Source organism: Stenotrophomonas sp. SAM-B, assembly GCF_013387485.1.
GTDB classification, from domain to species: Bacteria; Pseudomonadota; Gammaproteobacteria; order Xanthomonadales; family Xanthomonadaceae; genus Stenotrophomonas; species Stenotrophomonas maltophilia_AA.
In genome coordinates this window covers 216,519-239,275 of sequence record NZ_JABBXB010000004.1, presented here as the reverse complement: position 1 = coordinate 239,275, position 22,757 = coordinate 216,519, and the positions used below count along the sequence as shown (strand labels likewise).

Below are 22,757 nucleotides of genomic sequence, written 5' to 3'. Positions count from 1 at the left end.
CTCTTTCGCCGGGCGCCCCGACAGGCCGGGATACGGCTGTCAGGACCAGAAGGGGGATACGACAACGGGACGTTGCCTGCGCAACGTCCCGTGTCATGGCCGGATCAGGACTTCTTGTCGTCCTTGACTTCGGTGAATTCGGCGTCGACCACATCGTCGTGCGCGCCGTTGTTGCCACCGGCATCCGGACCCGGTGCGGCGCCACCCTGCTCGGCCGCCGCGGAGGCCGCGAACAGGGCCTGGCCGGCTTCTTCCAGCACCTTCGACTTGGCTTCGATCTGGGCCTTGTCGTCGCTCTTCATCGCGGTTTCCAGATCGGCCAGGGCCGACTCCACCTTGCCGATCACGTCGCCACCGACCTTGCTGCCGTGCTCGGTGATCGCGGTACGGGTACCGTGGATCAGCGCGTCAGCCTGGTTGCGGGCCTGGACCAGCTCATGGAATTTCTTGTCTTCTTCGCGGTTGGCTTCCGCGTCGGCGACCATGCGCGCGATCTCGTCCTCGGACAGACCCGAACCGGCCTTGATCTCGACCTTCTGTTCCTTGTTGGTCTTCTTGTCCTTGGCCGACACGTGCAGGATGCCGTTGGCGTCGATGTCGAAGGACACTTCCACCTGCGGCAGGCCGCGCGGCGACGGCTCGATGCCGGAGAGGTCGAACTTGGCCAGCGACTTGTTGAAGCGGGCCTGCTCGCGCTCACCCTGCAGCACGTGCACGGTCACGGCCGACTGGTTGTCCTCGGCGGTCGAGAACACCTGCGAGGCCTTGGTCGGGATGGTGGTGTTCTTCTCGATGATCTTGGTGAACACGCCACCCAGGGTCTCGATGCCCAGCGACAGCGGGGTCACGTCCAGCAGCAGCACGTCCTTGACGTCGCCGCCCAGCACGCCGCCCTGGATCGCGGCACCCAGTGCCACGGCTTCGTCAGGGTTGACGTCCTTGCGCGGTTCCTTGCCGAAGAACTCGGTCACGGCCTGCTGCACCTTCGGCATGCGGGTCTGGCCACCGACCAGGATCACTTCACCGATGTCGCTCGAACGCAGGCCGGCATCGTTCAGCGCGATGCGGCACGGCTCGATCGACTTCTTGATCAGGTCTTCCACCAACGCTTCCAGCTTGGCGCGGGTCAGCTTGATGTTCAGGTGCTTCGGGCCCGACGCGTCAGCGGTGACGTACGGCAGGTTCACTTCGGTCTGCTGGCTGGTGGACAGCTCGATCTTGGCGCGCTCGGCGGCGTCCTTCAGGCGCTGCAGGGCGAGCGGATCCTTGCGCAGGTCGATGCCCTGGTCCTTGTTGAACTCGTCGACGAGGTACTCGATGACGCGGTTGTCGAAGTCTTCGCCGCCCAGGAAGGTGTCGCCGTTGGTGGCCAGCACTTCGAACTGCTTCTCGCCGTCGACGTTGGCGATCTCGATGATCGACACGTCGAAGGTGCCGCCGCCCAGATCGTACACAACGATCTTGCGGTCACGGCCGTCGCCCTTGTCCAGGCCATAGGCCAAGGCAGCCGCGGTCGGCTCGTTGATGATGCGCTTGACTTCCAGGCCGGCGATGCGGCCGGCGTCCTTGGTCGCCTGGCGCTGGCTGTCGTTGAAGTAGGCCGGCACGGTGATCACGGCCTCGGTGACGGTCTCACCCAGGAACGCTTCGGCGGTCTTCTTCATCTTCTCCAGCACGCGGGCGGAGATTTCCTGCGGGGCCATCTTCTTGCCGTCGCTGGTCTGCACCCAGGCGTCGCCGTTGTCATGGGCCAGGATGCCGTAGGGCACGTGCGCGATGTCCTTCTGGACTTCAGCGTCGGTGAACTTGCGGCCGATCAGGCGCTTGACGGCGTAGAAGGTGTTCTTGGGGTTGGTCACGGCCTGGCGCTTGGCCGAGGCGCCGACCAGGACTTCGCCGTCCTTGGTGTAGGCGACGATGGAGGGCGTGGTGCGATCGCCTTCCGCGTTTTCGATGACGCGGGCCTTGCCGCCGTCCATGATCGCCACACACGAGTTGGTGGTGCCGAGGTCGATACCAATGATCTTGCCCATGAGGGAGACTCCTGAAAGTTCTGGGTACATCCGGCAGCTGCCGGGTTATGAATGGGATGTGTGGGACGCTGCGGACACTTTCAAGCCGTCCATCAAACACAGTGTTCGATGGCGACCCAACGCGTTCAGCGTCCGGTCGAGCCGCCGGGCCAGGCCCGGCAGACCGGGATGTGGGTCAGTCGCGGGCCACCACGACCAGCGCCGGACGCAGCAGGCGGTCGTTGAGCAGGTAGCCCTTCTGGAACACCTGGACCACGCTGCCCGGCGCCGCGCCGGGCGCGTCGACCTGGCTGATCGCCTGGTGGTGGTCCGGGTTGAAGGTCTGGCCGGTCGGGTCGAGCAGGGTCAGGCCATTGTCGGCGGCGACCTTGAGCAGCTGCTTGTAGGTCAGTTCAAGACCTTCGCGCAGCGGGCTCGGTTCGCTGCCGGCGGCATTGAGGCCGGCATCGAGGCTGTCGAACACCGGCAGCAGCTCGCCGAGCAGCTTTTCATTGGCGAAGCGGCGCGCCTGTTCCACGTCGCGGGCAACGCGCTTGCGCTGGTTGTCCAGGTCGGCGCGTTCGCGCAGCGACTCCGAACGCAGCAGGGCCAGCTCGTTGTGCAGGCTGTCCAGCTGCTGCTGCAGGGACGGCTCAGCGGCCGGCTCGCCGGCGGGATTCTGGGATGCGATATCTGACTGATCTTGGTTCATTTCCGGATCCTTGGCGGTGACTCTCCGCCTCCACCCACCCCTATGTGGGCGCGGCTACGGGATTCAAGAGTCCAGGGCTGCTTTATGCGCGATCGCGGGACAATCCGCCGCCGCCGGGCGAGCCCAGCGCGGCCCCCAGTACCTGGGCGGTGGCTTCCACCAGCGGGATCATGCGGTCGTAGGCCATCCGCTTCGGGCCGATCACCCCCAGCACGCCCAGCACCTGGCCATCGGCCGAGTACGGGGCGGTGACCAGCGAGACGCTCTCCAGCGGCATCACCCCGGTCTCTTCCCCGATGAAGATGCGCACCCCGGGGGCCTGGATGGTGCGCTCGAGCAGTTGCAGGATCTCGCGCTTGCTGGCGAACACGTCGAACAGCTCGCGCAGCCGCTCCAGGTCGGAGAGGTCCTGCACGCCCATCAGCCGGGTCTGCCCGGCCAGCACCATGTCATCGGCCGGCGGCACCATCGCCTGCTCGGCCAGCTCGATGCTGTGCGCCAGCAACTGCTCCATCTCCGACTGCGCATCGCGCAGCTCCAGCAGCAGCCGGGCCCGGATCTCGGCCAGCGGCCGCCCGGCGCAGTTCGCATTGAGATAGTTGGCGACCTGCTCCAGCTCGCCCGGGTCGAAGCTGCGCCGCGGCTCGATCACCCGGTTCTGCACTTCGTTGTCGGCGAACACCAGGATCGCCAGCACCCGGCGCGCGTCCAGCGCCACGAAATCGATATGCCGGAACGCGAACTGCTCCCGGCGTGGGGCACTGACCACCCCGACGAAGTGACTCATCGCCGACAGCAGCTCCGAGGCACTGCCGAGCAGGGCCTGGGTGCCGGTGCCGGTGGCCAGCTCGGTACGCAGGCGGCTGAGCTCGCCCTCGCCCGGCGGCTGCATCTTGACCAGGCTGTCCACGAACACCCGGTAGCCGTGCGCGGTCGGCACCCGGCCGGCGGAGGTATGCGGCGAGCTGAGCAGGCCCAGGTCTTCCAGGTCACCCAGGATGTTGCGGATCGTGGCCGGGCTGACGTCCAGGCCGGCATGCCGGGCAAGCGTCTGCGAGCCGACCGGCTCGCCATCCTGGATGTGGCGGGCGATCAGCGTCCGCAGCAGATGGCGGGCGCGTGGCGCGAGATGTGACGCGGAAGGATGCATGGAATCAGCCTGTGAGACGCCCACTTAGATAATGGCTGCACGGGGCGTTGGCAAGTCATTGGAGACGCCCCCGGCCCATGCTAGCGTGCGCGGCTTGGAGACACCCCTCGTGTACAACGTAGACCATGCTTAGACATCTATCGATCAAGGATTTCGCGGTCGTCCGCGCCACCGAGCTGGAATTCGGCGCCGGCATGACCGTGGTCTCGGGTGAAACCGGCGCGGGCAAGTCGCTGATGGTGGACGCGCTGGGCTTTTTGTCCGGGCTGCGCGCCGACAGCGGCGTGGTCCGCCACGGTGCCGCGCGCGCCGAGCTCTCGGCCGAATTCGCGCCGCTGGCCGACGCCCCGGCGCGCCAGTGGCTGCGCGACAACGAGCTCGACGACGAAGAACAGTGCCAACTGCGACGCGTGATCCGTGCCGACGGTGGTTCGCGCGCCTTCATCAATGGCCGCCCGGTGACGCTCTCCCAGCTGACCGAGCTGGCCGGCATGCTGGTGGAGATCCACGGCCAGCACGAACAGCAGGCCCTGCTCTCGCGCCCCTCGCAGCTCTCGCTGCTGGACGCTTTCGCCCGCAACGACGCCGAGCGCGCCCAGGTCCGCCAGACCGCGGCACGCTGGCAGGCGCTGGTCGATGAAGCCGAGGCCTTGTCGCGCCAGGGCGACGTGAGCGACCGGATCGGCTACCTCGAGCACCAGCTCGGCGAGCTCAAGCGCGAAGACCTCGACCCGGCCTCGATCGCCACCCTGGGCAGCAGCCACCGCCGCCAGGCCCATGCCAGCGCGCTGATCAGCGCCTGCGACGTGGCCGTCAGCCGCCTCAACGGCGACGACGAGGTCTCGGTGCTGCAGCTGCTGCAGCAGACCCGCCACGATCTGACCCGCGTGGCCGAACACGACAGCCGTCTCGGCGAAGTCGACGCCCTGCTCGACAGCGCCGCCATCCAGCTGGACGAAGCGCTGTCCCTGCTCGATCGGGTCCACGACGACCTGGATGCCGACCCGGAGCAGTTCGAGGACATCGAACGCCGGCTGGGCCGCCTGCACGACCTCGCCCGCAAGCACCGCGTGCCGATGGAAGCGCTGGGCGAGCACCGCGACGCGATGGAGGCCGAAGTCGAGCAGCTGCGCGGCGCCGATGAGCGCCTGCAGGCCCTGGCCGGTGAGATCGACCGCGCCGCCGGGCAGTGGAAGACCGTGGCCGAGGTGCTCAGCGCCAGCCGCCGCAAGGCTGCCAAGGCGCTGTCGGACACCACCACCACCCTGATCGGCGAGCTGGGCATGGGTGGCGGTCAGTTCCTGATCGATATCGAGCCGCAGACCGTGGCCAAGCCGGACCCGAACGGCGCCGAGCGGGTCGAGTTCCTGGTTGCCGCCAACGCCGGCCAGCCGCCTCGCGCCCTGCGCAAGGTCGCCTCGGGCGGTGAACTGTCCCGGATTTCGCTGGCGATCGAAGTGGCCGCGCTGGGCCTGGATGCCGTGCCGACCATGGTCTTCGACGAAGTCGACTCGGGCATCGGCGGCGCCGTGGCCGATATCGTCGGGCAGAAACTGCGCGCCTTGGGCGAGAAGCGTCAGGTGCTGTGCGTTACCCATCTGCCGCAGGTCGCCTCCAAGGGCCACGCCCACTACCGGGTCAGCAAGGCCCCGGTGGACGGCATGACCCAGAGCGCGGTCGAGAAGCTCGATGCCAAGGCCCGCGAAGAAGAGCTCGCCCGGATGCTGGGCGGCGTGGAAGTCAGCAAGGAAGCCCGCGCCGCGGCGCGCAAGCTGCTCCAGGTCTGACCGGTAGTGCCGGCCGCTGGCCGGCTCCTCCATCATCCCAGGGGCCTGGCCAGGTCCACCCGCGCCACCAGGAAATCCAGCAGCGCGCGCACCCGCAGCGGCAGGTAACCGCCCTGCCCCTGGAACACCGCATGCACCTCTTCCAGATCGCCGGGATTGGCGTGCTCCAGCACCGGCAGCAGCCGCCCGGCCGCGACATCGGCCTGCACCTGGAACGCCGCCAGCCGCGCGATGCCCACGCCGCCGAGCACCAACCGGCGCAGGGCCTCGCCATCACTGGCGCGCACGTTGCCCTCGGTCGGAACGACCCTCCGTTCCCCGTTGAGCTCCAGCGGCCAGCCCGTATAGGCGCGTGGGTGCCCGATATCGAGCCGGTTGTGCGCCAGCAGCGCGTCGGCGTCTTCCGGCAACCCATGCCGGGCGGCATAGTCGGGGGCGGCCACGATCATCATCCGGGTCGCGCCCAGCCGCCGCGCGACCAGGCTGGAGCTTTTCAGCGGCCCGGCCCGCACCGCCACGTCGGTGCGCTGCTCGAGCAGATCGATCACCTCGTCGGTCAGCACCAGGTCCACCCCGACCTGCGGGTGCAGGGCGAGGAAGCTCGGCAGCAGCGGCAACAGGAAATGCTGGCCGAACGGCACGTTGGCGTTCACCCGCAGGCGCCCGCGCGGCTCGGCATGTGCGCTGGCACAGCGCTCGGCCTCGTCCAGATCGGCCAGCACCCTCAACCCGCGCTCATAGAAGGCGCAGCCCTCCTGGGTCAGCTGCAGCTGCCGGGTCGAGCGCTGCAACAGGCGCGTGCCCAGCCGCTGCTCCAGCCGCGAGACCAGCTTGCTGACTGCCGAGGGGCTCAGCTCAAGCGAGCGGGCCGCCGCCGAGAACCCGCCGGTTTCGACAACCCGGACGAATACTTCCAGTTCGCCGGAGCGGTTGATGTCGGTGCCTGCCATGGGATGAATCCAGTTCACAGATGATTGTCCGCAAGCAGTCTAGTTCACAGGTAATCCGCAGATCACCATGGCGTCCCTTCGCCCACGGACTGCCCGATGAATACCCTCGCCCGCCTCACCGCCACCGCCCTGCTTGCCACCGCCGGGAGTGCGGCAGCAGCCCCTCCGACGACGTGGGTAGCCAGTTGGCAGGCCAGCCCGCAACCGGTCTGGGACGCAGGCTTCCTGTTCCCCACGCTGATTCCCGGGCACCTGGAGGCACAGACCTTCCGCCAGACCGCGCGCCTCGGCCTGGGGGGCGAGAAGCTGCGCGTGCGCCTGAGCAATGCGTATGGCAGGCAGCCCCTGCGGATCAGCGCGGCCAGCGTTGCTGCCGGGACGGGACGACCCCCGCTGCCGCTCTCGTTCGACGGGCACAGCGACACCCTGATCGCGCCCGGCAAGGAACGCCTGAGCGACCCGCTGGCGCTGGCCACGGCCGATCTGCAGGCCGTGCAGGTGAGCGTCTACCTTGCCGAACACACGCCGCTGCAGACGTTCCACTGGGACGGCCGGCAGACCGCGTCGTTCGCCGCTGGCGACCAGACCCTCGCCCCCGCCCTGACCGCCACCGCGACCACGACCGCCCGCCTGTTCGTCTCGGGCATTGATGTGGAAGTGCCCGCCGACGCCCGGAGCGTGGTCGTGATCGGCGACTCGATCACCGATGGCGCGACCGCCAGTCTGGACCGCGACCAGCGCTGGACCGACCACCTCGCCGCGCGCCTGGCGCCGCAGGGGGTGGCCGTGGTCAACGCCGGCATCTCCGGGGGACGCCTGCTCCGCGATGGCATGGGTGAGGCAGCGCTGTCGCGGTTCCAGCGTGATGTGCTCGATCAATCCGGCGTGGCCAGCGTGATCGTGCTGCTGGGAACCAACGACATTGGCTGGCCCGGCACCGCCTTCGCCCGCACCGAGCCGGCGCCGACCCTGGCCGAGCTGCAGGCGGGCTATCTCGCCCTGGTCGAGCGCGCCCATGCGCGCGGCGTCCGCATCCTCGGCGCGACCCTGCCGCCGTTTGAAGGCGCCCTGCCCGGTACCCCGCTGGACGATTACTACCAGCCCGACAAGGACGCGCTGCGCCGTCGGCTCAATGACTGGCTACGGCAGGAAAGCCCGTTCGATGCCGTGATCGATCTCGATGCCATGCTGCGCGACCCGGCCGATCCCTCCCGGATGGCGGCGGCATTCGATTCCGGCGATCACCTGCACCCGGGCGATGCAGGCAACCGGGCGATGGCCGACGCGGTGGATCTGCAGGTGCTGCTGCCCCGCCAAGTGCCGGTCACGACACGCTGAGAACGAAAAAACCCCCGGGCCGAAGCGCGGGGGTCTGATCAGCAGCCCGTTCTGGCCAGGCCGGTCATCACGACCGGCCCAGGGCCATCACCGGCGCTTCTTGCGCACGTAGAGCACCAGCGAGTGCTCTTCCAGCTCGTAGCCGTGGTCCGCGGCGATCTTGCGCTGCAGCTCCTCGATCTCGTGGCTCTCGAACTCGATGATCTTGCCGCTGTCCACATCGACCATGTGGTCGTGATGACCACCGCGGTCCAGCTCGTAAACGGCCTGGCCGCCTTCGAAGTTGTGCTTCAGCACCAGGCCGGCGGCCTCGAACTGGGTCAGCACCCGGTACACCGTGGCCAGGCCGATCTCGTCACCGTGCTCCAGGAGCTGGCGGTAGATGTCTTCGGCGGTCATGTGGTGGCTGGCATTGCGCTGCTCGAGCAGCGCCAGGATCCGCATACGCGGATGGGTCACCTTCAGGCCGACTTTGCGCAGGTCGTGGGTTTCCATAGTTCTCCGTTCATTGGCGATTTAGCGCCAGCTGCCTCGGATTGGGTCGCGGCGACACGTCAGGAGTGTATCATCGACTCGATTTCCCCAAACGCCATTCCCCGATGCGCAATCTCCTGCTGGTCGCCGCCGTTGCCCTGTCCACCACGGGCTGCGGCATCATTTACAAGCAACCCATCTATCAGGGCAACCTGATCCGGGAGCAGGCCGTCGGTCAGCTGCAGGTGGGCCAGAGCAAGCAGCAGGTCAGTGCCCTGCTCGGCACGCCCTCCGTCGCGGACCCGTTCCACGCCCAGCGCTGGGACTACACCGCCAGCCAGCGCGTGAACCGCGTCGGCAAGACGGACGTGAAGAACTTCACCGTCTACTTCGAGAACGACGCGGTCACCCGCTGGGACGGCGAGTACTTCGCCAGCGATGATGCCCAGCTGGCCCGCAGCACGGTGCGCCAGTTCGGCCGCAACCTGCCCAAGGACAAGAAGAAGCGCGGCCGCTGAGGCCCGCCTTCTTCACTCAGCTGCCGGCGCGTGCGCGTCGGCGGCGATTGTCTTTCGGGTCGGCCAGCAGCGGACGCAGCAGCTCGACCCGGTCGCCCTCGCGCAGCCCCTGATCCGCCTTGGCCAGCAGGCCGTGCACGGCCACGGCCGGGCACCGGTCACTGCCTTCGATGGCGGCCAGCGCGACGGCGTCGGCTACGGTGGCCCCCTCGGCCAGCGTTAGCACCCGCGACTCGACCCGATCAGGCCACGCCAGCACCACCTCGACCGTGATCACGGCTCACTCCTGGGCGTCGGCGACGCGGACGAAATCATTCACCATGCGATCGGCCAGACCCTGGAAGCCCAGCGCCAAGGCCGGACCGAGCAGGCGTGAGGTCGGCTCGAACTCCAGCGTGAGCGTGACCTTGCAGGCGTCCTCGGCCAGCGCATGGAACTCCCAGCGCCCGTGCAGGCGCTTGAACGGCCCGTCCTTGAGCTGCATATCGATGCTGTGCGGGCGCTGCAGCGTGTTCTCGGTCATGAACCAGGTCGAGAACGAACCGAAGCCCAGATCCAGGCGCGCGACCAGGCGGTCCGGGCCGGACTCCAGGATCTGCGAGGCCGAACACCAGCGGAAGCGGCGCGGATAGGCGTCAATATCATTGACCAGGTCGAACATTCGGGCAGCCGAATGTTCGACCAGGGCACTACGGCGGATAGTTGGCATGCGATACAGATGTCTGATGAATCGACCGGGCGTGCCCGAATCGGAGACAATAGGGAAATGAGCAAGAACAGCGGCAAGGATAAAGCAAAGGACGCGACGGCCAACAAAACCATCGCGCTCAACAAGCGTGCCCGTCACGAGTACCACATCGAAGATCGCTTCGAAGCCGGCCTGGCCCTGCAGGGCTGGGAGGTCAAGTCGATCCGCGCCGGGCGCGGCAACATCATCGATGCGTACGCCTACGTGCGTGATGGCGAGATCTACCTGATCGGTGCGCAGATCACCCCGTTGATCCAGGCCTCCACCCACGTGGTGGCCAACGACCGCCGGGAGCGCAAGCTGCTCCTGCATCGCAGCGAGATCGACAAGCTGATCGGCAAGGTCCAGCGCGACGGTTACACGATCGTGCCCACCGCGATGTACTGGAGCAAGAACAAGATCAAGCTCGAGATCGCGCTGGCCAAGGGCAAGCAGACCCACGACAAGCGCGATGCCGAGAAGGACCGCGACTGGGCGCGCGAGAAGTCGCGCACGATGCGCCGCCACAACCGCGACGCCTGATGACGCGCACGGTGCCCGCGCCGGGCATCCAGCCGGCCAGCGCCGAGGACACCCGCGCGGTGTTCGCCGGTCTGCTGGCCTTCAACCAGGCCGCCAGCGGCGATGCCCTGGACGACCAGCCGGTCAACCGCGTGATCCACGACGCCGCCGGCCAGGTGGTGGCCGGGATCGCCGCCGATGTCTGCGGTGGCTGGCTGATGGTGCATGCGCTGTGGGTCGACGACACCCGTCGCGGCGAAGGCCTGGGCCAGGCCCTGCTGGCCGATGCCGAACACCAGGCCCGCACGCTCGGCGCACACGCCGTGACGCTGGATACCTTCTCCTGGCAGGCCGAGGGCTTCTACCTCAAGCAGGGCTATGAGGTGTTCGGCCGACTGGAGGAGTTTCCGCCCGGTCATCAGCGGCTGTATCTACGCAAGCGGCTGTAGGGCCCTGTGCGGCGCCTTCAGCGCGCAGTATCGTCCGGATCGGCCAGGTAGGGCCGCATCTCCACCGGCGGCGGGTCCACGCCGTGCTTCTGGCGGTACAACGCATTGAGATGCAGATTCAGATGCAGCGCCTCGGCCTCGGCCAGCAGGCGCTGCTCGCCGCTCAGCCGCGCCCCCAGCATCACTTCCCGGTGCAGCGCCGTGGTGAGATCACCGCGCATCTCGGCCACGCGGGATATCGCGTAGGCCTCGGGAATTCCTGCCGCATGGGTACCCGCCTTCCAGGACGACAGCAGGCTCAGCGCGAACAGATCGCCTTCCGCGCCGGCGGCCAGCAGACGACTTTCGGCCTCCGGATCCACGCCCAGCCGCCGCGCATCGCGCATCGTTGCCGCCACCGTGTCGCCGGCCCGTGCCGCCTGGTCGAGCTCGGCGTCGGAGGCCTGCTGATAGCGGGTCCACTGCGCGCCATTGGGGAAGCCGTGCTGGTCGAGCCAGCGCCGCTCCTCCGGGTGACCGGTGCTGAAGGGGTCCTGGCCGATATCCAGCCCCTCCCGCGAGCGGGGGAGATCGGGGAAGGGATGCGGCGGTTTGATCGAGGCGGTCGGCGCCGCTTCCACCGAAGGCGTGGCCGCCTGTCCGGCCGGTTTCGACGCCTGCCCTGCCCCGTGAGGCGCCTGCGCACCCGACGTCGACCGCCAAACGCTGGCGGCTCCGATCACCGCCACCACCAGCACCGCCACTGCAATCCACACCTGCTTCTTCAACGCCTCGTCCCTGTCTGCAACCGCCCTTCCGGGGCCGGATTGTAGTCCGCCCGTGCACCCGGGGGCCCGCCCCGCCTGACCTACGGACGCCAGCGGGACAACGATCTTTCCCCGCCAACCCCGCACAACTGTCAGAATCCCCGCATTGATACGGAAAGGATCCGCGCGTGACTCTCGAAACTACCCCGGCACCCGCACTGGCGGCGGACGAACTGACCACCCTGCGCGCCGACGTGGCGGCGCTGGAGTTCATCTTTGACGAACTCGCCCGCGCCATGGACCCGGCCGCGCTGCTGAAGGTGCTGACCTACCTGATCCGCAACGCCAAGCGCGTCGCCTCGGAGACGCAGAGCTACGACAGCCTGGAGCACCGCCGCCTGGTGGCCCAGGTGGAGTCGCTGATGGCCCGGGTCGAACCGCAGGCCAAGAAGCAGGCGATGACCGTGCGCAACGAGCACAACCGTCTGAAGAAGGAAAAGGCCCGCCACAAGGCCGACAGCCGCCGCCAGCTGCAGAAGTAAGTACCTGGCGGGCAAGGTGACTGTTCAGCTGGATTGGAGTAGGATCCAATCCGTCAAGTAGACGTCCGGTGCCGTTTCCGGATGAAGTGCGGTTCTTGAAGAAACCGGGGGTGCATTGGTTTCGACGGGGGTTGTGAAGTTACTTGGTGCATGCCGAGGGGGCAGCTTTCCTCGTTAATCCAGCAGCAAACTTTTAGTTGCCAACGACGACAACTACGGTTCGAACGACTTCGCAATCGCTGCCTAAAAACAGCTTTAGCGTTTAGTTCTACAGCCGCCTTAGGCGAACCCCCGAACCTACTTGTGCCCGTGCTCGTAGATGTAGGGTCATTATCACGGAACCGGTTGTGATGGCTGCCTGTCAGTCACGACTTAACTAAAGCAGGCTGGTCCTGGGGTGCGCTTTGCACACCGTGCTGCCACAGGATGAGATTCAACGGTGAGCTAAGCATGTAGTACCGGGGATGGAGTGCCTTCGGACGGCGGTTCAATTCCGCCCACCTCCACCATTAGACGGTCCCACAAGGACCACAGAAAGCCGGAACCTCCCGTCAAACAAGGGGTTCCGGCTTTTTTGTTGTCCGGGGGTGTCCGGCCTGTTCCGTTGCAGCCCATGAGACGCTGGGGGTATATCTAGGGGCACAAGCCCGCCCTGAAAACCTTGTACCCCATGCCCCTGTCCTATGCCGCGATCCGTCGCGTGAAGGCCACCGAGAGGCAGCAGAAGCTGTCTGACGACGGTGGCGACCTGTCCTCCTTGCCACCGTTGCCGACGCCAAAAACTGGCGATGGAAGTACCGTGTAGCCGGTAGGGAGTAGCTCCTGACGTTAGGCCTGTACCCCGAGGTCAGCCTGGCCAATGCCAGAGAGGCGCGAGAGGACGCGCGGCGCCTACTGTCCAGCGGCATGGACCCGAGCGAACACCGCAAGGCTGCGACCACCTCCCGTTCCGTGGCGGAGGACCAAGGTCGATCTGGATGCCGCTGTGTGGAGCATCCCGGCCGCGCGCAGAAGATGCGCCAGGCACACATTGTTTCCCTCGCAAGACAGGCGGTAGAGGTGCTGTCGGAGCTGCAGCAGATCACCGGCCACGGGCAGTACGTGTTCGCCGGCGGGCGCACCGACAAACGGGCCATGTCCGAGGTGGCCGTGCCCGCGGCGCTGCGGGTCATGGGGTTCGACAAGGACACGGTGACCGGCCACGGATTCCGGGCGACCGCGCGCACACTGCTGGATGAGGTGCTGGGTTACCGCCCGGACATCATTGAGCGCCAGCTGGCGCACGCGGTAAAGGATTCGAACGGCCGGGTCCACAATCGGACCACGCACCTGGTGGAGCGCACGCGGATGATGCAGGAGTGGGCGGACTACCTTGACTGCCTGCGCAGCGAGAATGTTGTGACGATGGTTTCAAGCAAGACCTAGGTCACCTTGCAACGCGAGCTCGGATGCGCGAATCTGCTGTGAACTCAGAGAACAAGGACAGTCCTGTGCGGAAGATCGATCCAACCTCGGTGAAGACGGACTTCATCCAACAGGTGCAAGGAATCCGAACATTCTACGCTGCGGGTCTAGACGGATTACCGAGCAAAAGCGATCAGTCAACTCTAAGCGAGCATATGCTGATGGCGGCAGCCGTGAGTTGGGAGGGCTTCGTCAGCGACATGTTCATCGCGTACATGAATCGCAACCCATCACAGCTAAAAGTTCACTTGCAAAACTCCTTCGACGAGCATCTACGCAATAGCGGAAAGCCCAAAGCACTGCATGATCTTTTCGGAAAGATCACATTTCCGACTCATCTCAGCAAGGCGGACGTGCAATCGCTAGCCAATCCTTCAGGCAACAACATCACATACTCGAATTACGAGCTACTCAAAGAAGGTGCAGTGAGACTTCTTTCTGCCGATCATGCGAAAAAGTTCACGAAAGTCTCTTCGAAAAGCAGCGCGACCGTCGACGCAATGATCTCGATGAGAAATCACATTGCACATAGAAGTGAGCGGTCGGGCAAGGCGATGAATCGTGCTTTGGACGCTGCGGCGCTACATTCGACGGGCCTAAAACGCGGGGTAAACAAGCCGGCAAACGTGGGAGCGTGGCTCAAGGCAAAGCCGAAGGGCAAGGCGGATAGTCGCTTGGAAATTGTGCTCACGACTTTGGATAGCATCGCTAACACCTTCTGAAAAATAGCGGTGGTACAGCGGCGTCATGCAGCCTCGTGGTCCGGGCGGGGATTTAAGCGGGTCGCGATTCGATCGAAGCGCGCCGCCTCAACTCGGAGGCGGTCGGCGCCCCTGCCTCTCTTTGCCCGCACCCGCCAGCCGCCGCTGTGATTCCTGTCTAGGTCGTCGGCCTACTGCCATAGCGAAGCCGCCCTCGCGCACGCCTAGCGCGCCTTGCCGATGCTCTTCTGATCCATGCGGCTACTGTCGCCACTGTCGGTCGCACGCGCCGATACGGAGGCAACGCCGGCTGACTGGTGAGGCAGCCGCGCCTGCTACATCTTCGGGTTGGGCATCGCGTCAGGGCGCCTCTGCTGCCGTATCTCGGTGCGGGGGAGCTTGGGGCCCGGCTCGTTCGTCGCTACCAGCTGCGCTACGGCCTTCTTCAGCGGCACACCCTCGACTACTCGGGCCGCGCACCACCGCTCGGCGTAGTGTTTGCCTTGGCGCACGGTGGCGGCCCGACCCTCCTTGTCTTCCCAGCGCTTTCGGCAGGACGGTCGGACACAGCGTCCTTGGCATCGGCTAGCACGGCGGCGATCTCCCGGCCGTTCTGCCGCAACCCCCACCGCTCGCCGTCCTACACCCAGTCCGCGGGGCGAGGTGCTGTCGTGAAGCCCGTTGTAGTTGCAGGGGGAAGCACTGGATCAGGATAGGGGCCGGGATCTCAGATTCCGCGACCGCGCGTCTGGGCGATCCAAAGGTTCCGGCGAGGCGGCTGCTCAGGTCGCCCCATCACCTAGGCTGAGCTGCCTGCGGCTCCCGGATTCGGCGACCACAGATCGCCCAGATGGATAACATCTGCATGTCCCTAATGCAGCCTGACTACCTTTGCATCAGCGTTCTGGGTTGCCCAAGCACTGGTACTGGATCATGACCTGTCTACCGCCACAGTTGCCGAACCCGCGCCGGCTTGTACAGGTGGATTTCTCCGTACCAAAAGATTCAGCGTCTTCGTAGCCCCAACCCTTGCAGCGTTTCGCGGCCAGAGCCTCGGCGGCATCTGCATCGAACTGGACACGCTGGAACTCGTTTCGCTCGTACCCAAGCTCGACGATTCCATCCGCCCTGCTTCCCCCAGTTACTAGCAACTCCCGATGGGTCGAACAGCCGACGAGGCCGACCAAAGCTACCGCCATGACAGCGATCTTCGCACGCATCCATATGCTCCAGAAGCAAAATTCTGCGCGGAGTATAACGTGCACACCAATCAACTACATTGAGATTAGGTAACCGCCAGGCAGATTAGTGGATGGCGGCTGAGGCCGACGATACGATGGCGATGCTGCTAGCCAGCGAGCCGCCTGCGATGCAGGCCTATCGCGTCAGCCGCGCGATGAACACGCCACGGAACAATCAATCCAAGCTGCATGCAGGTTGCTTGATCAGCAGCGATTGGGGTGCCAACGCAACGCCGAGGTATGCCAAGTCCTGCCCGCCACAGAAGCCGATGGCGGGCAGGACTTGAATCGCGTTACAGCCAGATGTAGCCAATAATCCCGTCATTGGCAGGATTTTTTACGTTCTCGCAGTTTGCACTCGTCGTGTCGAAATGGTCCGCCCAGTTGCCCGGCTTCAGTCCACCACGCATGCAGCGATAAAGGGGAACCGTACCAGCCAGCTGCGTACTCGCGATGTAGCCAGTGATCGGGCTGGCGGTCATTTTTATATGACCTTCGCAGTTCGGATCCAAGGACGTAAATCTGTCGCGATAGTCATTCGTGTTGCACGAGTAGAGGGTTTGGCTGCCCTCAAACGGATAGTACGAGATGAAGCCCAAGACGCCTTGCCTGCTGCCAGGGTGAATCTGTGGCCCACCGCTCGGGAGCGGTCGGACGGAATAGGTGTCGTCTCGATAGAACCACCGCTCCAACTCCACCAACTGAACACCTACGGGAAGTGAAGCGGGCTGAGCCTTCGCCTCACTGATAATTTGGCGCGTTGCTCCGAGGTAATCTAGCTCTTGAGCCCCTGCCGAACCTGCGACGCAGAGCGCAACGCCAAGCGCAGATGTTGCGAACAACTTCTTCCCAAAGTTCATTAGTTCTTCCTGTGGCCGGCGTATCCCGGCCCTCCAGTCTGCCCCCCCCTGAGACCAGTCGGGAGGAAGGAAGCCCCTAAATCTGTGTAGGAAATATCTGAGCTGATTCGCAGTGTGATCGTGATCACCGCTCTGCACCGCCGGTGATGTCGGGTATCCGTGCCCCCGTTGCCGACATAATCACCGGCACGCTGATAGTTGGCGCCCAAGGCCATACACCGCCACCCACCGGGCACTGGGCAGAACCGTTCTGGCAGGCACAGCACGGGCTGATGCGAACACGCAGGCCGTGGACTTGGTGGAGTTCCGCGAGGCTGTAGAGTTCTTCTCGGCGCACGCCGGACGGCATGGATCGCTGGCGGATTGCCAATTCGGCGATCGCCTGCTGGCCCTGATCGACAGCCAGGCGGTGGACACATGACTCGAACGTCACAATCTGTCGGGCGGCGTTTCCATTGGGAGGAAGCTATTTCCTGCGTTCGCGACCAGCCTAAGCTCATCGGCATAGATTGGAACAATAGGCTCAATCACTTCTGCCACTCCTCTGATCGCATTCATGAGGGAACCAAAGTGAGAGTGCAGCGTACTCACTGCGTACTCTGCGATATCTCCTCCTTGGCTATCACTTATAGGGGTCATATCAAACGTATTGACCGTTTCAAGCCACGTTTTGAATGCACGACGAAGCTTATTCAACGCTTTGACAATCTTAACTGTCTCACTATTGACGGCGATCTCGGGAACCACAAGCACGTAATTCCCCATAGTGCTTACGGACTTCTTCGCGTCTTTCGGCGAGGAGCTCGTCTTCACAAACTGTATAAGGAAACCTACGCTTCCGATTCGATATCTATATTCGATGAGCTCAGCTGCAAAGTGTTCCATCGCAGTAGTTGCCACGGCACGGGCCTCATCTCTCCTACGCCGTTCAGGCCGTACAACTGCGTAGTAGGTTGCGAACGCTGCAAGCCAGCTTCCGATCCCACCGAAAATTGCGGCGGCGACGGCCCAGGCCTCCCATCGCGGGATGCACTCCTTTCCCAACCACCAACATGGGCCAAGCGCGTCCAACATGCTCATTCTTCCTTGATCGATCCGTGGAATGGCCGGCATTCTGCCACGGCTTTACGTGAAGGGAATCCCGCCCATGGCTGACCAGCTGCTCAACACCGATCACCGTCAGGTCGGCCACGAACTGGCCAGCATATCCGGAGTGGACGTGGCCAAGGCTCGCCCGGCCACGCTCCGCGCATGGGAGGCACGCGGTCTGGCGTTGCACCATCTGAGCGCCGGCGACGTGGCCGAGGCGCTGAAGGTCACGGTCGCAGCGGCAAGCGGGCCCTCCCGAACTCCTGCAGTGATTCAGCCGCGCACCGCGGCGAAGGAGAGAAGATGACCAGCAACGTGCAATCGCTTACCTCACGCCGCCTGCTCCGCAGAAGCGAGGTCCAAGACCGGGTCGGCCTGTCGAGGTCGACCCTCTACTCGCGCATGTCGGCCGGATCTTTCCCCAAACCGGTCACCTTGAGCTCGGTTCGGTGGGCGGAATCCGAGGCTGAGGCGTGGATTTCGGAGCGAGTTTCGGAGCGGAATCTTGGCAACGAAACTTGGGGTACGGCTGGGGGTACAGGCGGCTTCCGGCGCGCCTCCCTTGCCGCATAAGGGTTGTCGGCGCGAGTAAGGTAGAGCCCACCTCCACCATTAGACGGTCCCACAAGGACCACAGAAAGCCGGAACCTCCCGTCAAACAAGGGGTTCCGGCTTTTTTGTTGTCCGGTGCCAGGCCACTGCTTATGGCGAGGCAGACGCTGGCGCCGGAAACATCGTGCGCAACGCCTGCAGGGCCGCCGGGTGATAGATCGTGGCGTGGGTCTCGTCCGGCATCGGCTGGTACTTCACCAACAGCGAGGGCGAAGCCTGCTGCAGCAGCGCCGAGAACTGCAGCGTGGTGGCCGCCAGTTGCGGCTGACCGCTGCTGGCCAGGAACACCCGCGGCTCCGCTTGGCGGGCGGCCGCCAGTTGCTTCGGTGCATCAGCCAGCAACTGCCCCCGGTTCCACCACAGGCTGGGGTCGATCGCGATGTAGCTGCTGAACAGCGTGGGTTCCTGCAGCAGCGTCTCGACCACGAACAGGCCCGCCAGCGATTCGCCGATCAGCGCCCGCTCGTCGGTGGTTGCATAGCGCTGGCGCACTTCCGGCATCAGCTCATCGCGCAGGAACGCACGGTACGCAGCTGACCCACCGATGCGCGGGGCGATTTTCCTGTCCTCGGGATCGCTACTGGGGCCGGTCATATCACGGCGACGCTCGGTGTTCTCGATGCCGACCAGAAGGAATGGACGGATGCTGCCATTGCCGGACAGCACCTGCACCAGGCCCGCCACGTGCAGGAAATCCTCCTCGATGCCGCCGTCGGGCATGTAGATCACCGGAAGCGGCTCTTTGGGGTCCAGTCCCCATGGCCGCGGACGGTACACGTTGATGCGGCGGGTCTCACCCAGCACCTTCGACTGCACCGTGAACGTTTCACCGATCACCAGCGGCGCGCTGGGTGCGGACGGGACCAGCTCGGCAGCCAGCGAGGGTGCAACGAACGCGGTAAGCAGCAACAAGGACAGCACGAATAGGCGCATGGAGCGATCCATCGATGGAAAGCAGCGAGCATAGCCGCCAGCGAACCGGAATCGGATCAACCGGAGTGACGGGATCAACCGGAGTGACGGGAACGCCCTGACCGACAGGAGCCCCTCACGGCAACGTAAACTTCCGCGCCATCCGCAGCGGCCACACCGAGGTGAACTGCGCGCCGCCCACCAGCCGGTACGCCGCAGACACACTGTGCAGCACTCCCAACCTCTCCAGCACATCCTTGGTCTTCCGGAACGTCGGGCGCGGATCCGCGGTGAACATGAAAAGGTTGATCTCCTTCGCGCTGACGTCATAGCCATCCAGCGTCGCGGTCTTGCCGAGCGCGGTGGTCAGCTCGGCCTCCAGCGTCGCCAGGAAGGCCTCATCGTCCAGCGACTTGCGCCAGAACTTGATCACAAGTTGGTAATCCATCAGGCGGACCCGTCATTCAAGAAGTGAACCGCCAAGGTTACCCGCATGGCGGGCATCACGCTGTCGTCGAGGCCGCCGCGATCGACTGCGCCAGCCGGTCGGCGATGGCCTGCCGCACCTCGGGTGCCAGCCGCGAGCGCGAGAGCGCTTCGAACACCCACATGCCGTCGGCGGCGAGCTTGGCGATGAACAGGTCCAGCGCGGACGGGTCGCTCAGGTCCTGCGGCGTGGGCGGCGACCAGCGCTCCACCACCGTGGTCCAGGGCTGCATGTTCTCGTCGGTGGCGGCTGCATCGAACATCAGCTGCAGCTCCGCCCGGCTGGCGGTCTGGGCACAAGTGAGTGCGTAGGCCTGGTAGCGTTCGGTCCTCCCCGCGGCCTCGGCCGGCTTGCCGGCGGCACCGATCATGCTTGCCTCCCACACGCTGGCCAGGTGCTGGTGGATGCCCTGCAGCAGCGCGTCGCGCGAGGGGAAGTGGTACAGCAACCCGCCCCGGGCGATGCCGGATTCGGTGGCGACCGCTTCGAAGGTGAGCGCGGTGATGCCGTCGCGTTCGATCACGCGGACGGCGGCATCGAGGATGTTGATTCGGTTGCTCGGGCGCATGGGCTCAGTGGGCGTGGGAGACGGTGGTGGCCGTGCCGGGGCCATGGCGGCGCAGCAGCACGCCCGTGATGACCGTGCCGACCAGCAGCACGGCGGCAATCATATACAGTACCCAAACATAGCTGGCGTCGTAGGCGCTGGCAGCGGCAGCGAGCCACCCCGCGTCAGCGCCCGGCCGGGCCGCCAGGGCAAACGCCTGCTGGATGCTCTCACCGGCACCGGCATCCACGCCGTCCGGCAGCGACACGGTGGCCGAGTAAAGCGCGGCGATCAGGCTGCCCAGCAGCGAAACCGCGAACAGGCTGCCGAACTCATAGGAGACCTCCTCCACCGACGACGCCATGCCGGCGCGATGATGCGGCACGTTGCCGATGATCGCGGTGGAGGCGACCGAAATCGTCGCGCCCATGCCCAGCCCGGTGAGCAGCAGCCCGGCAACGGTCCAGCCCAGGTCGGCACCGAAGGTCGTCGCCACCAGCAGCACGCCCGCGGTGCCGACGCCGAGGCCACCGGTGATCAAGGGCAGCAGCCCGACGCGGTGCAGGAACGCACCGCCGAAGATCGCGCTGGGCAGGCAGCCGAGCGCGACCACCGAGACCAGCAGACCCGCCTGCAGCGGCGTGTAATCCGCCACCAGCTGGAAACGCTGGGTGGTCAGCAGCTGCAGGCCCGCGATGGCGAACATCGCGAACGCGGCCGAGAGCACGCCGGCCAGGAACGGCGCGTTGCGGAAGATGGCCACGTCGAGCATCGGGTACGGCAGGCGACGCTGGCGACGCAGGAACAGCACCAGGCCGACAACGAAGGTCAGCGCGGCCCCACCGGCCAGCGGCCAGTTCGGCGGTGCATGCGCGATCTCCTTGATCGCCACCACCAGGCCGGACAAGGCCACCAGGCTGAGCAGCGAGGAGAACATATCCCACGGCCTGCTCGCATCGGGCGTGCCGTGCGGCGCGAACAGCACCGCACCGACCAGGGCCAGCAGCACGATCGGCACGTTGATGAGGAACACCGAGCCCCACCAGAAATGCGCCAACAGCACGCCGCCGACGATCGGGCCGAGTGCCGCGCCGATGATGGAGATGCAGCCCCAGACCGCGATCGCCAGGTTGCGCTCGCGCTCGTCTTCGAAGGTCAGGCTGATCAGCGCCAGGGTGGCCGGCATCATCGCCGCGGCACCCACCGCGAGCAGCGCGCGGGCCCCGATCAGCAGGTCGGCATCCGGGGCGAACGCGGCGAGCAGCGAGGCGATGCCGAAGACCACCAGGCCGATCAGGAACATCCGGCGATGACCCAGGCGGTCCCCCAGGGTGCCCGCCCCCAGCAGCAGGCCCGCCATCACCAGCGGGTAGGCGTTGATGATCCACAGGCCCTGCAGCGGCGTGGCGCCGAGCTCGGCGGTCAGGGTCGGCAAGGCGGTGTACAGCACCGAATTGTCGAGCGTGATCAGCAGCAGGCCGGCGGCGACGGTGAGGAGCAGGCTCCAGCGCTGGGTCTTGGTCGGGGTCATGGGGGAGGCAAACGGATCGGGCGGGGTCGTAACTATACAGTACGTCCTGTTTTGTTAAGAACCCTCTGCAGCTCGGGTGTTCAGGCTGCGGAGGGCGCGTCGGTGCGCCACCCGGACGTGGCCGCCCGGCCCGCCCATTCGCGTTTGTTCGATGGCAGGGGGGCTCACCCGGGCAGGCGCGCCTGTCCGGTCCGCACGGTGTCGGGGATGGCTATGGACGGACAGAAAGAGGCATTTCGGCAGGCACACGCCGAGCTGGAACAGTGCTGGACAGGCGGCCGGTCGGCCGCCCAGCGTTGGGCGGTATACGACCAGATCCACGATCGGCTGGTCACGCAGTGGCCGGCCGATGCCAACCGTATCGTCGGGATGATGGTGATGTGGGTGACCGAAATCCGCGGCAGCTGCCCGTCCCCCTGCCCCGCCACCGGGTCAGCCGGGAAGAGCAGTACGCTGCGGCTGCGCCCCTGCCGCATCGATTCCTGACCGCCTACGGCGCGGGCGGCTGGAAGGGCTCGTTGTGCCCGGCCACTTCCATGTTGATGGCATTGATCAGTGCCGATACGGCGGACGCCAGGCGGCGGCTGTCGGCGATGGAGCCGAAGAACAGGATCGAGGTGCCGTCCAGTTCGACGCCGGCCAGGCCCAGTTCGCCCTTCAGCGCGGCGACGCGCTCGTCGAACAGTTTCAACCAGTGCGCATCGGGAATGACATCGAGCATCGCTACGATGGCTTCGTCCGCACCATGATCGACACGGGTCTGCAGTGTCGGGACGTCGAAACCCAGCAGCCTTGGCACGCTGCTGTCCGGTACGGGGATGCTCATGCGCGCATGGTAGCCGGTAACCCTGGGCGGTGCCGGGGAATCCAGCCACGAAGCATCCACAGTCCCTTGATCGGCGCGCAATCATGCTCGGCACGACACGCCCCTGCCGGGCCACCGAGGACCTGCCATGACACCGTTCCGTTCACTGCTGTTGACCACCCTGCTCGCCGTGACACCGATGCTGGCCACCGCGGCGGACAAGGTCACCACCACGCCGGTGCATTTCACCAAAGGTGCCAGCAGCGCCACGCTGCGCGGCACGCTGTCCAGCTATGAGACCGTCCGTTACACGATCGCGGCGCGCGCCGGCCAGACCATGGCGGTGACGATCGATGGCAGCCCGAATGCCAGCTTCAACGTGTTCGCCCCCGGCGTGGTACCCGGCCAGGGTGAGGCGCTGGGCGGCAACGATGAGAAGCGGCGCTGGAGCGGCACCTTGCCGACCACCGGCACCTATGTCGTGCAGGTCTACCAGATGCGCGCGCAGGCGCGCCGTGGCGAAAAAGCGCCGCACAGCCTGACGGTCGCCATCCGCTGAGCCCTTCCCCGGGTATCCTCGG

28 protein-coding genes, 1 other RNA gene and 1 pseudogene are annotated in these 22,757 nt (G+C 65.7%); 14 read left to right on the top strand and 16 right to left on the bottom strand.

The annotated features are described in order from the left end of the window. Positions 1-104: 104 nt before the first annotated feature. From dnaK to hrcA, 3 genes are all read right to left on the bottom strand, one after another. A complete protein-coding gene (gene dnaK / locus HH110_RS11230) occupies positions 105-2,033 on the bottom strand; it encodes a molecular chaperone DnaK (RefSeq protein WP_176989745.1) in 1,929 nt (642 codons plus the stop codon). A gap of 175 nt (positions 2,034-2,208) precedes the next feature. After that, positions 2,209-2,724, bottom strand: coding sequence for a nucleotide exchange factor GrpE (grpE, locus tag HH110_RS11225; protein WP_176989744.1), 516 nt, complete (start codon positions 2,722-2,724; stop codon positions 2,209-2,211). Positions 2,725-2,806: 82 nt separating this feature from the next. Next, positions 2,807-3,874, bottom strand: coding sequence for a heat-inducible transcriptional repressor HrcA (gene hrcA, locus HH110_RS11220; RefSeq protein ID WP_019183158.1), 1,068 nt, complete (start codon positions 3,872-3,874; stop codon positions 2,807-2,809). A gap of 125 nt (positions 3,875-3,999) precedes the next feature. Between hrcA and recN the strand changes: the two genes are divergently transcribed. Beyond that, positions 4,000-5,661, top strand: a complete 1,662-nt coding sequence (gene recN, locus HH110_RS11215; RefSeq protein ID WP_176989743.1) for a DNA repair protein RecN — start codon at positions 4,000-4,002, stop codon at positions 5,659-5,661. Between the two features lie 32 nt (positions 5,662-5,693). On the opposite strand, the gene HH110_RS11210 is transcribed toward recN, so the two are convergent. Beyond that, a complete protein-coding gene (locus HH110_RS11210) occupies positions 5,694-6,611 on the bottom strand; it encodes a LysR family transcriptional regulator (RefSeq protein ID WP_176989742.1) in 918 nt (305 codons plus the stop codon). A 96-nt stretch (positions 6,612-6,707) separates the two neighbouring features. Between HH110_RS11210 and HH110_RS11205 the strand changes: the two genes are divergently transcribed. Beyond that, positions 6,708-7,949 (top strand): SGNH/GDSL hydrolase family protein, encoded by a 1,242-nt coding sequence (locus HH110_RS11205; RefSeq protein ID WP_176989741.1) that lies wholly within the window; start codon positions 6,708-6,710, stop codon positions 7,947-7,949. 87 nt (positions 7,950-8,036) lie between these two features. On the opposite strand, the gene fur is transcribed toward HH110_RS11205, so the two are convergent. Next, positions 8,037-8,444 carry a ferric iron uptake transcriptional regulator gene (gene fur, locus HH110_RS11200; protein ID WP_070470227.1) on the bottom strand — a complete coding sequence of 136 codons (408 nt, stop codon included), beginning with the start codon at positions 8,442-8,444 and terminating at the stop codon, positions 8,037-8,039. Positions 8,445-8,548: 104 nt separating this feature from the next. On the opposite strand from fur, the gene HH110_RS11195 reads away from it, so the two are divergent. After that, positions 8,549-8,941 (top strand): outer membrane protein assembly factor BamE, encoded by a 393-nt coding sequence (locus HH110_RS11195; protein WP_121042056.1) that lies wholly within the window; start codon positions 8,549-8,551, stop codon positions 8,939-8,941. A gap of 16 nt (positions 8,942-8,957) precedes the next feature. Here HH110_RS11195 and HH110_RS11190 read toward each other — a convergent pair whose 3' ends face one another. Then, on the bottom strand, positions 8,958-9,218 hold the full coding sequence (locus HH110_RS11190; protein ID WP_176989740.1) for an RnfH family protein: 261 nt from the start codon (positions 9,216-9,218) through the stop codon (positions 8,958-8,960). Between the two features lie 3 nt (positions 9,219-9,221). Next, a complete protein-coding gene (locus HH110_RS11185; protein ID WP_176989739.1) occupies positions 9,222-9,650 on the bottom strand; it encodes a type II toxin-antitoxin system RatA family toxin in 429 nt (142 codons plus the stop codon). A 57-nt stretch (positions 9,651-9,707) separates the two neighbouring features. Between HH110_RS11185 and smpB the strand changes: the two genes are divergently transcribed. Then, entirely contained in the window at positions 9,708-10,211 is a 504-nt protein-coding gene (gene smpB / locus HH110_RS11180; RefSeq protein ID WP_176989738.1) for an SsrA-binding protein SmpB, read from the top strand. After that, positions 10,211-10,639, top strand: a complete 429-nt coding sequence (locus HH110_RS11175) for a GNAT family N-acetyltransferase (RefSeq protein ID WP_176989737.1) — start codon at positions 10,211-10,213, stop codon at positions 10,637-10,639. The genes smpB and HH110_RS11175 overlap by 1 nt, the downstream gene beginning before the upstream one ends. A gap of 17 nt (positions 10,640-10,656) precedes the next feature. Here the strand turns inward: HH110_RS11175 and HH110_RS11170 are convergent, their stop codons facing one another. Further along, entirely contained in the window at positions 10,657-11,406 is a 750-nt protein-coding gene (locus tag HH110_RS11170; RefSeq protein ID WP_241696526.1) for a hypothetical protein, read from the bottom strand. 167 nt (positions 11,407-11,573) lie between these two features. Here HH110_RS11170 and HH110_RS11165 point away from each other — a divergent pair, with 167 nt between their 5' ends. From HH110_RS11165 to HH110_RS11150, 5 genes and pseudogenes are all read left to right on the top strand, one after another. After that, complete coding sequence (locus HH110_RS11165) at positions 11,574-11,927, top strand: hypothetical protein (protein WP_121042052.1); 354 nt, start codon at positions 11,574-11,576, stop codon at positions 11,925-11,927. A 106-nt stretch (positions 11,928-12,033) separates the two neighbouring features. Then, positions 12,034-12,436, top strand: a transfer-messenger RNA (tmRNA) gene (gene ssrA / locus HH110_RS11160). A gap of 313 nt (positions 12,437-12,749) precedes the next feature. Beyond that, positions 12,750-12,809 (top strand): annotated as a pseudogene (locus HH110_RS19570) (hypothetical protein); the annotation flags it as partial. A gap of 105 nt (positions 12,810-12,914) precedes the next feature. Next, entirely contained in the window at positions 12,915-13,352 is a 438-nt protein-coding gene (locus HH110_RS19450) for a site-specific integrase (protein ID WP_241696524.1), read from the top strand. A 65-nt stretch (positions 13,353-13,417) separates the two neighbouring features. After that, entirely contained in the window at positions 13,418-14,113 is a 696-nt protein-coding gene (locus HH110_RS11150; protein WP_176989736.1) for a hypothetical protein, read from the top strand. Positions 14,114-14,988: 875 nt separating this feature from the next. Here HH110_RS11150 and yecR read toward each other — a convergent pair. From yecR to HH110_RS11135, 3 genes are all read right to left on the bottom strand, one after another. Further along, positions 14,989-15,312 carry a YecR family lipoprotein gene (gene yecR / locus HH110_RS11145; RefSeq protein ID WP_176989735.1) on the bottom strand — a complete coding sequence of 108 codons (324 nt, stop codon included), beginning with the start codon at positions 15,310-15,312 and terminating at the stop codon, positions 14,989-14,991. A 314-nt stretch (positions 15,313-15,626) separates the two neighbouring features. Beyond that, positions 15,627-16,193 (bottom strand): hypothetical protein, encoded by a 567-nt coding sequence (locus HH110_RS11140; protein ID WP_176989734.1) that lies wholly within the window; start codon positions 16,191-16,193, stop codon positions 15,627-15,629. Positions 16,194-16,622: 429 nt separating this feature from the next. After that, positions 16,623-17,267 carry a hypothetical protein gene (locus HH110_RS11135; RefSeq protein WP_176989733.1) on the bottom strand — a complete coding sequence of 215 codons (645 nt, stop codon included), beginning with the start codon at positions 17,265-17,267 and terminating at the stop codon, positions 16,623-16,625. A 73-nt stretch (positions 17,268-17,340) separates the two neighbouring features. Here HH110_RS11135 and HH110_RS11130 point away from each other — a divergent pair, with 73 nt between their 5' ends. Both HH110_RS11130 and HH110_RS11125 read left to right on the top strand, forming a co-directional pair. Continuing rightward, on the top strand, positions 17,341-17,589 hold the full coding sequence (locus HH110_RS11130; RefSeq protein WP_176989732.1) for a hypothetical protein: 249 nt from the start codon (positions 17,341-17,343) through the stop codon (positions 17,587-17,589). Then, complete coding sequence (locus HH110_RS11125) at positions 17,586-17,855, top strand: AlpA family transcriptional regulator (RefSeq protein ID WP_176989731.1); 270 nt, start codon at positions 17,586-17,588, stop codon at positions 17,853-17,855. The genes HH110_RS11130 and HH110_RS11125 overlap by 4 nt, the downstream gene beginning before the upstream one ends. A gap of 129 nt (positions 17,856-17,984) precedes the next feature. On the opposite strand, the gene HH110_RS11120 is transcribed toward HH110_RS11125, so the two are convergent. The 4 genes from HH110_RS11120 to HH110_RS11105 all read right to left on the bottom strand — a co-directional run bounded on the left by HH110_RS11120 (position 17,985) and on the right by HH110_RS11105 (position 21,371). Continuing rightward, the gene (locus HH110_RS11120; RefSeq protein ID WP_176989730.1) at positions 17,985-18,827 is read right to left on the bottom strand and encodes an alpha/beta hydrolase; all 843 of its coding nucleotides are present in this window, start codon (positions 18,825-18,827) and stop codon (positions 17,985-17,987) included. Between the two features lie 115 nt (positions 18,828-18,942). Next, the gene (locus tag HH110_RS11115; protein ID WP_176989729.1) at positions 18,943-19,254 is read right to left on the bottom strand and encodes a hypothetical protein; all 312 of its coding nucleotides are present in this window, start codon (positions 19,252-19,254) and stop codon (positions 18,943-18,945) included. A gap of 55 nt (positions 19,255-19,309) precedes the next feature. After that, entirely contained in the window at positions 19,310-19,861 is a 552-nt protein-coding gene (locus tag HH110_RS11110) for a TetR/AcrR family transcriptional regulator (protein ID WP_176989728.1), read from the bottom strand. A 4-nt stretch (positions 19,862-19,865) separates the two neighbouring features. Continuing rightward, positions 19,866-21,371: an MFS transporter gene (locus HH110_RS11105; protein ID WP_176989727.1), complete on the bottom strand. Its 1,506-nt coding sequence runs from the start codon at positions 21,369-21,371 to the stop codon at positions 19,866-19,868. A 207-nt stretch (positions 21,372-21,578) separates the two neighbouring features. Here HH110_RS11105 and HH110_RS11100 point away from each other — a divergent pair, with 207 nt between their 5' ends. After that, positions 21,579-21,857: a hypothetical protein gene (locus tag HH110_RS11100; RefSeq protein ID WP_176989726.1), complete on the top strand. Its 279-nt coding sequence runs from the start codon at positions 21,579-21,581 to the stop codon at positions 21,855-21,857. Positions 21,858-21,861: 4 nt separating this feature from the next. Here HH110_RS11100 and HH110_RS11095 read toward each other — a convergent pair whose 3' ends face one another. Further along, a complete protein-coding gene (locus tag HH110_RS11095; RefSeq protein WP_194243709.1) occupies positions 21,862-22,197 on the bottom strand; it encodes a hypothetical protein in 336 nt (111 codons plus the stop codon). Positions 22,198-22,324: 127 nt separating this feature from the next. Between HH110_RS11095 and HH110_RS11090 the strand changes: the two genes are divergently transcribed. Further along, positions 22,325-22,735 (top strand): g-type lysozyme inhibitor, encoded by a 411-nt coding sequence (locus tag HH110_RS11090; protein WP_176989725.1) that lies wholly within the window; start codon positions 22,325-22,327, stop codon positions 22,733-22,735. The last annotated feature ends 22 nt before the right edge of the window (positions 22,736-22,757 follow it).